The sequence below is a fragment of the Devosia sp. genome, assembly GCF_028290625.1.
Lineage (GTDB): Bacteria > Pseudomonadota > Alphaproteobacteria > Rhizobiales > Devosiaceae > Devosia.
The window spans coordinates 71,360-83,181 of record NZ_JAQGJM010000014.1; the positions used below are offsets into that span (position 1 = coordinate 71,360).

General features: G+C 62.4%; 10 protein-coding genes. 2 read left to right on the forward strand and 8 right to left on the reverse strand.

Going from position 1 to position 11,822, the window contains the following annotated elements; all coding sequences use genetic code 11:
- Position 1: 1 nt before the first annotated feature.
- The 6 genes from JWR51_RS07885 to xylF all read right to left on the reverse strand — a co-directional run bounded on the left by JWR51_RS07885 (position 2) and on the right by xylF (position 5,693).
- Positions 2–1,129 carry an S-(hydroxymethyl)glutathione dehydrogenase/class III alcohol dehydrogenase gene (locus JWR51_RS07885; protein ID WP_299745996.1) on the reverse strand — a complete coding sequence of 376 codons (1,128 nt, stop codon included), beginning with the start codon at positions 1,127–1,129 and terminating at the stop codon, positions 2–4.
- Between the two features lie 114 nt (positions 1,130–1,243).
- Positions 1,244–1,675: a hypothetical protein gene (locus JWR51_RS07890; RefSeq protein ID WP_299745998.1), complete on the reverse strand. Its 432-nt coding sequence runs from the start codon at positions 1,673–1,675 to the stop codon at positions 1,244–1,246.
- 1 nt (position 1,676) lies between these two features.
- A complete protein-coding gene (locus JWR51_RS07895; protein ID WP_299746000.1) occupies positions 1,677–2,342 on the reverse strand; it encodes a DUF1345 domain-containing protein in 666 nt (221 codons plus the stop codon).
- 115 nt (positions 2,343–2,457) lie between these two features.
- Positions 2,458–3,240, reverse strand: a complete 783-nt coding sequence (locus tag JWR51_RS07900; RefSeq protein WP_299746003.1) for an ATP-binding cassette domain-containing protein — start codon at positions 3,238–3,240, stop codon at positions 2,458–2,460.
- A gap of 13 nt (positions 3,241–3,253) precedes the next feature.
- Positions 3,254–4,573: a sugar ABC transporter permease gene (locus JWR51_RS07905; RefSeq protein ID WP_299746005.1), complete on the reverse strand. Its 1,320-nt coding sequence runs from the start codon at positions 4,571–4,573 to the stop codon at positions 3,254–3,256.
- Between the two features lie 76 nt (positions 4,574–4,649).
- Entirely contained in the window at positions 4,650–5,693 is a 1,044-nt protein-coding gene (gene xylF, locus JWR51_RS07910; protein WP_299746007.1) for a D-xylose ABC transporter substrate-binding protein, read from the reverse strand.
- 206 nt (positions 5,694–5,899) lie between these two features.
- On the opposite strand from xylF, the gene JWR51_RS07915 reads away from it, so the two are divergent.
- Both JWR51_RS07915 and JWR51_RS07920 read left to right on the forward strand, forming a co-directional pair.
- Positions 5,900–7,150 (forward strand): ROK family protein, encoded by a 1,251-nt coding sequence (locus JWR51_RS07915; RefSeq protein WP_299746010.1) that lies wholly within the window; start codon positions 5,900–5,902, stop codon positions 7,148–7,150.
- A gap of 130 nt (positions 7,151–7,280) precedes the next feature.
- Positions 7,281–8,708: a mannose-1-phosphate guanylyltransferase/mannose-6-phosphate isomerase gene (locus JWR51_RS07920; protein ID WP_299746013.1), complete on the forward strand. Its 1,428-nt coding sequence runs from the start codon at positions 7,281–7,283 to the stop codon at positions 8,706–8,708.
- A 137-nt stretch (positions 8,709–8,845) separates the two neighbouring features.
- Here the strand turns inward: JWR51_RS07920 and cysN are convergent, their stop codons facing one another.
- Positions 8,846–10,726: a sulfate adenylyltransferase subunit CysN gene (gene cysN / locus JWR51_RS07925; RefSeq protein WP_299746017.1), complete on the reverse strand. Its 1,881-nt coding sequence runs from the start codon at positions 10,724–10,726 to the stop codon at positions 8,846–8,848.
- A 13-nt stretch (positions 10,727–10,739) separates the two neighbouring features.
- Positions 10,740–11,648 carry a sulfate adenylyltransferase subunit CysD gene (gene cysD / locus JWR51_RS07930; RefSeq protein ID WP_299746020.1) on the reverse strand — a complete coding sequence of 303 codons (909 nt, stop codon included), beginning with the start codon at positions 11,646–11,648 and terminating at the stop codon, positions 10,740–10,742.
- Between the last annotated feature and the right edge of the window lie 174 nt (positions 11,649–11,822).

Consider the following 11,822-nt stretch of genomic DNA (forward strand, 5'->3'; position numbering starts at 1 on the left):
ACTAGAACACCACGACGCTGCGGATGCTTTCGCCGGCGCGCATCAGCTCGAACCCCTTGTTGATGTCCTCGAGGCGCAGGGTGTGGGTGATCATGGGGTCGATCTCGATCTTGCCGGCCATGTACCAGTCGACGATTTTCGGCACGTCGGTCCGACCCTTGGCGCCGCCGAAGGCGGTGCCCATCCAGGTGCGGCCGGTGACGAGCTGGAACGGGCGGGTGGAGATTTCCTGTCCGGCCGCGGCTACGCCAATCACCACCGACTTGCCCCAACCGCGATGGCTGCATTCGAGCGCCTGGCGCATCACCGTGGTATTGCCGGTGCAATCGAAGGTGTAATCGGCCCCGCCGATCAGGTCGCCCCGGCGTTTCGTCATACTGACGATGTGGGGGACGATATCGCCGTCGATCTCTTTGGGATTGACGAAGTGGGTCATGCCGAAGCGCTCGCCCCAGGCCTTTTTGGAATTGTTCAGGTCGACGCCGATGATCATGTCGGCGCCGGCCAGTCGCAGGCCCTGGATGACGTTGAGGCCGATGCCGCCCAGACCGAACACTACGGCGGTGGCGCCGATTTCGACCTTGGCGGTGTTGATGACCGCACCGATGCCGGTGGTGACGCCGCAACCGACATAGCAAACCTTCTCGAAGGCGGCCTTGGCGTCGATCTTGGCGACGGCGATTTCGGGCAAGACCGTATAGTTGGAGAAGGTCGAGCAGCCCATGTAGTGGAACAGCGGCTGGCCCTTGTAGGAGAAGCGCGAGGTGCCATCGGGCATCAGCCCCTGCCCTTGGGTCGAGCGGATCGCGGTGCACAAATTCGTCTTGCCCGAGCGGCAGGAATAGCATTCGCGGCACTCTGGCGTATAAAGCGGAATAACGTGGTCACCCACCTTGAGGCTGGTAACGCCCGCGCCAACCTCGACCACGACGCCTGCGCCCTCATGGCCCAGAATGGCCGGGAACAGGCCCTCCGGATCGGCGCCGGACAGGGTGAAATCGTCGGTATGGCAGATGCCGGTCGCCTTGATTTCGATCAGCACCTCGCCGGCGCGGGGGCCGTCCAGGTCGACTTCAACGATTTCAAGCGGTTTTCCAGCCTGAAAGGCGACGGCGGCGCGGGACTTCATAGTGCGGCTCCTCAAATCACTGGTGTTCGTTTTGGCATGGCGCAGCAGGACAAACAACGCCAGGCGGGAGACAGAATGCTACCCAGCCTCAACCACTTGCCAGCCTTACCGGAATCAATCCGGCAAGTGGCAGCGCACCAGATCGCCGTCTGCGTCGTCTTGGTTGATGGTTTCGTCGTCGATGATGCGTATCTGCGTCACTGTCGGATTGCGCTCCCCCTCGCCCTCGCAGATGCCGCTAAGCGCGAAGCCGTCGCTGGTCTTTTCCGACCGCTCGATGCTGCAGGTGGATGCGTAGGACGCGATCGCGGTTGGCGTGATGATGCGGAAACCGTCATAGGGAGCGGTGTCGATCAGGGCACAGCTGGCGGCGTCATGGGCCCAGACGCCGACATAGCCAAGCCCGGCAGACTTCCAATCGAAGCGCGCGGCTTCGAGCGTTTCGGCATCCAGCCGGGCGGCAGGCTGCAATAGAGCCAGCGGCGCGGCAATCGCTGGTTGCGCAGCGATCAATCCGAGCATCAGTCCGATAATAGGTAGCTTCATTTCAGACTCCGCCGAGTGTGACGGCCACATTGACCGTCGCTGCCAGGATGACCGTGTTGAAGAAGAACGAAAAAATGCCGTGAAACAGCACGATCCGCTGCATCGCTCGCGAGGTCACCGAGACGTCTGCGACCTGCGCGGTCATGCCGATGACATAGGAAAAATAGAGGAAGCTGCCGCCGTCCGGCTCCTCGCCGGTGGGAAAGTCGAGCCCGCCGACCACGGCCTTCTTGTCCCGTTTTCCGCCCGGGCTGGCCTCAGGCACGTCGTAATATTCGTAGGCATAATGATGAGCCACCATCGCGTGAATGGTGAACCAGCCCAGCGGCACCGAAACCGCCGTCACGATCAGCCGGAACGCGTCGCCCGGTCCGTCGGCGTTCAACAATTGGAACAGCGAGATCACCGACGCGACAATCACCCCCGCTGTCACCACGAAGATGATCCAGACCGGCGCATCCTCCTCGTCCGCGTGGCTTTTGAGAAAGGCCGCGCTGGCCCGCGGGAAAAGCGCCAGGCTCACCGCCAGATAGGCGATGAAGAACGCGTTCGCCCCCCATACTATTGCCTGCGCTGGTAGGACAAAGAACGTTGCCACCAGCGCCACGAAGCCCGCGGCTAGCCCGATATAGAACGCCTTATGCCGCCGATAGCGCCCCAAGACCATGCCAGTCCTCACCATGTTCAGATGAGGATAGCCCCTTCCGTCGGGCCGTCAAACCTTTGAACGCGCTACCGAACCCTGGATACCGCTTTTCGCAGCAGACTGGCGATGCCGACGGTCAGTCCTCGAGCGCGCCCGGCCCCGCCGTAGCGCCGGGCGGAACCTTGCCCAGGATGATCATGCCCAGGACTTCATCCTTGGTGACATCCTCGGTGCGGGCGCTGCCCACCACCTGGCCGTTCTTCATCACCACCACGCGGTCGGCGAGGTCGAACACGTCGTGGATATCGTGGCTGATCAGGAAAATGCCGATGCCGTCGGCCTTGAGCTGCTTGATCAGGTCGCCGACCTGGGCGGTTTCCTGCGGGCCGAGCGCCGCCGTGGGCTCGTCCATAATCAGGATGCGGGCATTGAACAGGATAGCGCGGGCGATGGCGACCGACTGCCGCTGCCCACCGGACAATGCCTTCACCGGCTCCTTGAAGCGGCGGAAATTGGGATTGAGCCGCCCCATCACTTCGCGCGCCTTGGACTCCATTGCCGCATCGTCGAGCGTGCCGATGGAGGTGACCAGTTCACGCCCGAGGAACAGATTGGCGGCCGCGTCCACATTGTCTGCCACGGCGAGCTGCTGGTAGATCGTTTCGATCCCATAGCCCTTGGCATCGCGCGGGTTGTTGATCGTGGCGTCCTTGCCGTTGATGCGGATCGAGCCGGTATCGCGCTTGTAGGCGCCTGACAGGATCTTGATCAGCGTCGACTTGCCGGCGCCGTTATGGCCCAACAGGCCCACGACTTCACCGGGATAAAGATCGATCGAGGCCCGATCGACGGCTCGAATGCCACCGAAGGAGATCGAGATATCGTCCATTTCGACGAGCGGCGTTCTGGTGTCCAGCATGATCAAGGACTCCCTAATTCTTGTTACGACGGTACAGCGTGTCGAGCCACACCGCGAAGACGAGGACGATGCCAACGACGATGGATTGCAGCGGGCTATCCATGCCCATCAGCACCATGCCGGATTGCAGCGATTGCATGACCAGGGCGCCGAGCAGCGCGCCGGCAATAGTGCCAACGCCGCCGGCCAACGAGGTGCCGCCGATGACTGCCGCAGCGATGACGTAGAGCTCGTCGAGCGTGCCCAGGGCATTGGTCGCGGCGTTGAGGCGGGCCGACGAGATTGCCGCGGCGATGGCACAAAGCCCGCCCATCAGCATGAAAATCTTGACGGTCACCCAGCGGGTATTGATGCCCGCCAGTTCCGCCGCCTCGGGATTGCCACCCATGGCGAAGACATAGCGACCGAAGCGGGTGCGCATGGAGATGAAGGTCATCACCACGCCGACGCCGACCGCGATCAGCACCGGAATGGCGATGCCGTGCGAGATGAACAGCCCGCCTTCAGGAATGGTGATGCCATTGGCGGCAGCGAAATTCTCGGCGATGCGGCGCGGCCAGGGATAGGCATTGGCCACCCAGACAGCCGCAATGGCGAGGCCACAGCCGATGACGCCGAGCGAGATTTCAGCCCAGATCGGCCGCAGCGGAAAATTGAAGCGCAGGCGCTGCTTGCGCCCGAAATAGAGGCCCACGAGAATGGCGACGCAGGCGATGGCCGCGACCACCCAGCTCCAGAAGAACCCGATCGAGCCGGCAGGACCGCCGCCCATCAACTGGAATCGCACATCCATCGGCGCCACGGTGCGGCCCATGGTGACCCACCACGCGGCGCCGCGCCACACCAGGTAGCCACCCAGCGTAACGATGAAGGCCGGCACTTTGAGGTAGGCGATGATGACGCCTTGCAGGGCGCCGATGCCGACGCCGACGATCAGGCCGGCGGCCAGCGACAGCACCCAGATCATGGGATGACCGAGGCCCAACCCGAGCTGGTTGGGCAGGATATCGGTCTGCATCACACCCATCACCATGCCGACAAGGCCGAGGATAGAGCCGACCGACAGGTCGATATTACGGGTGACGATGATCAGCACCATGCCGGTCACCATTACCGCCACGGAGGCGGTCTGCACCGACAGGTTCCACAGGTTGCGCGGCGTCAGGAATAGCCCGCCCGAAAAAATGTGAAAGCCGATCCAGATAATGGCCAGGGCCCCCACCATGCCGAGCAGGCGCGTATCGAGCTCGGTGGCAGCCAGAAAGCGCTGCAGCGGATTAGTGACGTGCCGGCTTGGATGCGCGGCAGTTGAAACCGCAGGCTGATGAGCCATCATAGAGTCCCCCATTTACAGCGGTGCCGCGGCTGAGGCCACGGCACCGCCAGTTCGATCAGATTATAGCGCGTTCTTAGTTGCAGGCTGCAACAGTGCCGGCAGCGACGCCCTGGCACACGACATCCTTGGTCACCCAACCGGCGTCGATGACGACGTTGAGGTTGTCCTTGGTGATGGCGACGGGAGCGATGAAGAACGAGTTCATCTCGACGCCCTTTGGCCCGCCCGAGAACTTGGTGCCGCCGGTGACAGCGTCAAGCGCCGTGCCGCCAGCAAGCTCAAGCGCCACTTCAGCGGCCTTCTTGCCCAGTTCGCGAGCGTCTTTCCAGACCGATACGGTCTGGGTGCCGAGCGCGATACGGTTGAGGGCGGCATGATCGCCGTCCTGGCCCGAAACCGGCACGGAACCAGCCAGGCCCTGAGCGGTCAACGCCGCGATGGCGCCGCCTGCGGTGCCGTCATTGGAGGCGACGACGGCGTCGACTTCGTTGTTATTGGCGGTCAGGAACTGTTCCATGTTCGCCTGGGCGACTTCGGGGTTCCAGTTATCCGTATAGGCTTCGCCAACATTCTTGATAGCGCCGGAGTCGATGGCGGCCTTCAAGACTTCCATCTGGCCTTCGAACAGGAAGTCAGCATTGGGATCGGCACCGTTGCCCTTGATGAAGACATAGTTGCCGGTCGGCTGCACGGCGAACACGCCCTGAGCCTGCATGCGCCCGACTTCCTTGTTGTCGAAGGTCAGGTAGAAAGCGTCCGGGTTCTCGATCAGGCGGTCATAGCCGACCACCGGAATGCCTTCAGCGACAGCGGCCGCGACGGCGGGACCGACGGCATCGCTATCTTGTGCCAGCACGATGATGGCATCGGCGCCCTGGCTGATCAGGCTTTCGATATCGGTCAACTGCTTGCCGGCGGACGACTGGGCGTCAGCCGAAATATAGGTCGCGCCAGCGGCGTCGAGCACGGCCTTGATCGCCGCTTCGTCGGTCTTCCAGCGTTCTTCCTGGAAGTTATTCCAAGACACGCCAACGGTCAGCTTGTCCTGCGCCAGAGCGGCGCCGGCAGCACTGGAAATGACGGTCGTGCAGAGCAAGACCGCGAGAAATTTGTTCATGATGTCCTCCCATTTGGCGGTTTCCCGCCCGATTGCTGGCGAATAGCCCAGCGGGGCCCCTCCAGCGCCCTGAGCATTATTTTCAATGCTCGAAAAAACAATTCGCATGAGGTACGTACGTCTGTCAACATCATTTCGATACTCGAAATAATCGACTGAGTACGCTATCGATAGCCAAGGGGATAAGTTCTGATGGGGAAAGCCGCTTGACGCGATTTGTCAGCGATAGCGACAGCGTCCGGCGGCAAAACCGTGGCCTGGTCCTGAGCGCCCTGCGCGTTCATGGCCCCCTCTCGCGCACCGTTCTGGCCTCGCAGACAGGCCTCAGCCATGCCAGCATGACCGCGATCACCCAGGATCTGCTGGCCCAGCACATCGTTACCGAACTGGCGGAAACGCCAAACTCCGATGCCAAGACGCGTGGCCGCCCCGCCGTCAGGATGGGCTTCAACCGCACCGCCGCCTATGCCGCACTGTTCGAAATCGAAGTCAGCCGCGCCCGCCTGTCGCTGGTGGATTATGGTGGTACGCTGGTGGACCGTATCGACCTGCCGCTGGCGCCCACTCTGTTCGCCACCATTGCGCCGGGCGAATTCCTGCGCGAACGGATCGAGTATCTGCGCACGCGCAATCCCCTCGAAGCCAAGACTCTGCGGCGGATCGCCATTTCTGTGCAGGGCATTCTCGATCGCGATGGACGCAGCCTCAAATGGTCGCCCATCGCCCATCTGGCGGGCACGCCATTCGCCGATAGCCTGGCGGACGCATTCGATCTGCCGGTGACGCTTTACAAGCGCGGCCGGTTGCTCGCCGAGGGCACGCGCTGGCTCAATCCGGACCTGCATGACGCCAGCGTCGCTACGGTGTTTGTCGGGTCGACCGTTGCCATGGGCATGACCTTTCCGGGCGAAATTCTCGGTCGCGGCAGCGAGGGCACCACCGAGTTCGGGCATATGAACCACACGCCCAATGGCGCGCTGTGCCGCTGCGGCATGCGTGGCTGTATCGAGGCCTATGCCTCCGACTACGGCGTGTTGCGCACCGCCTATTCGGTGCCCGAGACCACCACCCCTGCCCCATCGGTGCCGCCGCAACAATATGACGACCTGATCCAGCGCGCCGAAGCCGGCGACCGCAGCGCCACCCACGCCTTCAACATCGCCGGTCGCGCCATCGGCTTCGGGCTCAGCCGCATGATGGCGGTGTTCGACCCCTCCCATATCCTGATCGTCGGACCGGGCGCCCGGTCGTTCGAACTGATGCGCACCGAAATCGAAACCGCACTGGCCGGCGCGCTGGTCTGTCGCGTCAACGGCCTCCCCGCCATCGTTGCCCATCGCGACGAAAAGGAGCCGATTTTCCGCGGCCTGATGATGAAGGCCCTCAACGAGATCGACCAGGCCGAGTTCGCCGCGCTGCCGACGTCGTCGCGCGGCACCGAGCGCTCGGCCGGCTAGGCAACCTTCATTGCCGGTAGCTGTTAAGGCTTTTCAGCTGCGCACAAATTTCTGCCACGAAACCACCGTGGACGTAATATAGAAGCCGCGAACATCTGTTGGTATCGACCCTAGCCTTCCCGGAGCCTCCATGACGAAATTGATTGTGCCTGTGGTGCTTGCCGGTGGCCAGGGTACGCGGTTATGGCCGATGTCGCGGGCCGCTCGGCCCAAGCAGTTCCTGCCGCTGACCGGCCCGACTAGCCTGTTCCAGGCGACGTTGCAGCGCGTCAGCGATCGTTCGGTCTACGACAAGCCCATCATCGTCACCAATGCCGAATACCGGTTCCTCGTCGCCGAGCAGGCGCTGGAAATTGGCTGCGAACTCGGCGGCGTGTTGCTCGAGCCGGTGGCTCGCAACACCGCCGTCGCCATCGCCGCAGCTGCCGCCTACGCGATGACCAATTTCGGCGCCGATGCCATCTTGCATGTGCTGCCGTCCGACCATGACGTTCTGGTCGACGAGGGCTATGCCATCTCCGCCCAGCGCGCCGCCGAGGCTGCCCGGGCCGGCAAGCTCGTGACCTTCGGCATCGTGCCCACCATGCCGGAAACCGGCTATGGCTACATCAAGACCGGCCAGAGCGTCGGCGACGGCGTCAACGCCGTTGATCGTTTCGTCGAAAAGCCCAATCGTGAGACCGCCGAAGACATGCTGGCCAGCGGCGGCTTCCTCTGGAATTCCGGCATGTTCATGCTCGGCGCCAGCAAATTTCTCGCGGAATGCGAGACGTTTTCGCCAGACACCTACACCGCCGCCAATGAGGCGGTTTTGCACGCCAAGATCGATCTGGATTTCGTGCGCCTGGATGAGGCCGCCTTTGCACAGGCACCCAATATCTCGGTCGACTATGCCATCTTCGAAAAGACCGCCGACGCCCTCGTGGTGCCGGTCAGCTTCCACTGGTCGGATCTCGGCAGTTGGGACGCGGTCTGGAAAGTCGGCAGCAAGGACGCGGCCGAGAACGTTACCAGCGGCGCCGTCACGCTCAACAATGTCAGCCGCTCACTGGTGATGACGGATCACGCCCACGTCGCCATCGACGGACTCGACGATATCGCGGTGATCGCAAGTGACGACGCCATCTATATCGGCAAGCTTTCCGAGGCGCAGAAAGTCGGCGCCATGGTCAAGGTGCTGCGCGGCAAGGCCGACACCGCAGCGCTGACCGAAATTCACAAGACCGCCTATCGTCCCTGGGGCGGCTATTCCTCCGTGGTCAGCGGCGAGCGCTTCCAAGTCAAGCGCCTGTTCGTCAAGCCGGGCAAGAAGCTCAGCCTGCAAAAGCACCACCACCGCTCCGAGCACTGGGTGGTCGTGCGCGGTACCGCGGAGGTGACGCTCGACGGCAAGGTCACCATGCTGAGCGAAAACCAGTCGATCTACCTGCCGCTCGGCTGCACCCACCGCCTGGCCAATCCCGGCAAGATCGAGCTGGAACTGATCGAAGTCCAGACCGGCTCATATCTGGGCGAAGACGACATCATCCGCATCGAGGATGAGTTCGGCCGGGCCTGAACTTCCTCACCTCTCCCTTTGGGGGAGAGGTCGACCCCCTTGGGTCGGGTGAGGGGGCCTTAACTGGGTGAGGAGTTTGCCAAAGGCCCCTCACCCGCCGCTGCGCGCCGACCTCTCCAAGGAGAGCTGAAGAAATATCAGGGCGCGATCACCAGCTTAGCATAAAGCTGCTCGGCCAGTTCTTCCGGCGTGCTGATCGCGCCATGCAGCACGATATCGGGCGTCTTGGGCGGCTCGAACGGGGAATCGATGCCGGTGAAATTCTTGATTTCCCCGGCCCGCGCCCGCGCATAGAGCCCCTTGGGATCGCGCGCTTCGCACACTTCGAGCGGTGTATCGACATAGATTTCCGTGAACGGGATATCCCCCGCGATCTCGCGCGCCAATTGCCGTTCCTTGGCGAACGGCGAAATGAACGACACCAGCACCACTAGTCCCGCGTCGGCCATCAGCCGTGCCACCTCGGCGACCCGGCGGACATTTTCCACCCGGGCGGCCTCGGTGAAGCCCAGATCCTTGTTGAGCCCATGCCGCACATTATCGCCATCCAGGATATAGGCGTGGCGGCCCTCGGCGGTCAGGCGCTTCTCGATCAGGTTGGCAATGCTCGACTTGCCCGAGCCGGACAGGCCGGTAAACCACACCACCTGCGGCTGCTGGCCCTTCATCGTGCCGCGCACCTGCCGGTTCACGTCGAATGACTGGTAGGTCAGGTTCTGCGCCCGGCGCAGGCCGAATTCGATCGTGCCGGCGCCCAGCGTGGCGTTGGACAGCCGGTCAATCAGGATGAACCCACCGGTCAAAGCATTGGACGCATAAGGATCGAAGGCAATCGGCTTGTCGGTGGCGATGGTCAGCGTACCGACCTCGTTGAGGTCAAGCTTGGTCGCCGCCGTCTGCTCCAACGTGTTGACGTTGGTGCGGAATTTTAGATCGGTAATCGTCGCCGGAACCGTCTGCGAGCCGATCTTGAGCAGATAAGAGCGCCCCGGAAACGCCGATTCTTCGCTCATCCAGACCACGCGTGCCTGGAACTGGTTTGAGAATTCCGGCGTCTCGCCCGGATGGGTCAGCACATCACCACGCGAGATATCGACTTCGCGATCCAGCACCAGCGTCACCGCCTGCCCGGCAATTGCGTGGTCCAAATCGCCATCCATCGTGACGATACGTGCGACCTTGGCCGGCTTGCGCGATGCAGCAATCAGCAGCTCTTCGCCGACAGCAACCCGGCCCGACGCAACAGTGCCGGAAAACCCGCGGAAATCGAGGTTCGGCCGATTGACCCATTGCACTGGAAACCGCATCGGCTGCGCCGACAGATCTTCGCTGACATCGATGGTCTCGAGATACGGCACCAGCGACGGACCATTGTACCAAGGCGTATGCTTGCTCTGCGCCAGCATATTGTCGCCGCGCAGCGCCGACACCGGGATGGCAGCCAGCGTCTTGAAGCCCAGCGGCGCCGCGAAGGCGCGATACTCGGCCTCGATGCGGTCGAACACCGCCTGGTCGTAGTCCACCAGATCGATCTTGTTGATCACAAGCACGACATGCTTCACGCCGATCAGCGACAGGATGAAACTGTGGCGCCGCGTCTGCGTCAGCACGCCCTTGCGCGCATCGATCAGCACCAGCGCCAGCTCGGCATTGGAGGCGCCGGTCGCCATGTTGCGGGTATATTGCTCGTGGCCCGGCGTATCGGCGACGATGAATTTGCGTTTGTCGGTGGAGAAAAACCGATACGCAACGTCGATGGTGATGCCCTGCTCCCGCTCGGCCGCCAGCCCATCCACCAACAGCGAAAAATCGATGCCTTCATCGCCCGTGGTGCGGTTGCGGCTCTCCTTCTTGAGGCTGGCCAATTGATCGTCGAGGATCAACTGGCTGTCATAAAGCAGGCGGCCGATCAGCGTGGATTTGCCGTCGTCGACGCTGCCGCAGGTCAAAAACCGCAGCAGCGACTTGTCCGTCTGCTGGCTGAGCCACAGGTCGATATCGGTATCGGGAGTTGCCATCGAGAGCGTCATCTCAGAAATAGCCTTCCTGCTTCTTCTTCTCCATCGACCCCACGGAGTCGCTGTCGATCAGCCGCCCCTCGCGTTCCGAGGTTCGGCTAGCCTGCATTTCCATGATGATCGAGGGCAGATCGTCGGCCGTCGAGCGAATGGCGCCAGTCAGCGGATAATCGCCCAGCGTGCGGAAGCGCACGACATCGTCATGTGGCTTTTCGCCAGGTTCGAAGCGGAAGCGATCATCATCGATCATGATCAGTGTGCCCGAGCGCTGGACCACCGGCCGGCTGCGGGCGAAATACAGCGACGGGATCTCGATGTTTTCCGAATAGATGTAAGTCCAGATATCCAGCTCGGTCCAATTCGAGATCGGGAAGACCCGCATGCTCTCGCCGGGGTTCAGGCGGGTATTGAACACCCGCCAAAGCTCTGGCCGCTGGTTCTTGGGGTCCCAGGCGTGCTGGGCATTGCGGTGGGAAAACACCCGCTCCTTGGCGCGGCTCTTCTCTTCGTCGCGCCGGGCGCCGCCAATGGCCGCATCATAGCGCCCGGCATTGAGTGCCTGCCGCAGCGCCTGTGTCTTCATGATATCGGTGAAGCGCGACGAGCCATGATCGAACGGGTTGATGCCCTGCGCCAATCCCTCGGGATTGGTGTGGCTGATCAGGTCGAACCCATATTGCTCCGCCATCCGGTCACGGAAGGCGATCATCTCGTGGAATTTCCACGTTGTATTGATGTGCAGCAGCGGAAACGGGATCTTGCTGGGAAAGAACGCCTTGCGCGCCAGGTGCAGCAGCACGCTGGAATCCTTGCCGATCGAATACATCATCACCGGCCGCTCGAAACTGGCAGCGACCTCGCGCATGATTTCGATGCTCTCGGCCTCAAGCGCGCGCAAGTGGGTCATTTTGTCGGACGTCAATTGGCCATCCCCGGCTGAATTTTTCGCCCGTTGGTCACGCGCGGCTTCAACCTTGGTGGTTATGCGCGCAAGGCCCGGCGAGCAAGGCGAAACTGGCCTCCGGGTCCGCGCCTACGAGGCGTTCAGAATAATGCACCATGCCGAGGCACGAACGTGGCCGAATTATCCACGCAG

Coding starts and splice junctions, on each gene's coding strand:
- JWR51_RS07885 (WP_299745996.1), bottom strand. CDS start 1,129: ATGAAGTCCCGCGCCGCCGTCGCCTTTCAGGCTGGAAAACCGCTTGAA.
- JWR51_RS07900 (WP_299746003.1), bottom strand. CDS start 3,240: ATGCTGGACACCAGAACGCCGCTCGTCGAAATGGACGATATCTCGATC.
- xylF (WP_299746007.1), bottom strand. CDS start 5,693: ATGAACAAATTTCTCGCGGTCTTGCTCTGCACGACCGTCATTTCCAGT.
- JWR51_RS07905 (WP_299746005.1), bottom strand. CDS start 4,573: ATGGCTCATCAGCCTGCGGTTTCAACTGCCGCGCATCCAAGCCGGCAC.
- JWR51_RS07920 (WP_299746013.1), top strand. CDS start 7,281: ATGACGAAATTGATTGTGCCTGTGGTGCTTGCCGGTGGCCAGGGTACG.
- cysN (WP_299746017.1), bottom strand. CDS start 10,726: ATGGCAACTCCCGATACCGATATCGACCTGTGGCTCAGCCAGCAGACG.
- JWR51_RS07895 (WP_299746000.1), bottom strand. CDS start 2,342: ATGGTCTTGGGGCGCTATCGGCGGCATAAGGCGTTCTATATCGGGCTA.
- JWR51_RS07890 (WP_299745998.1), bottom strand. CDS start 1,675: ATGAAGCTACCTATTATCGGACTGATGCTCGGATTGATCGCTGCGCAA.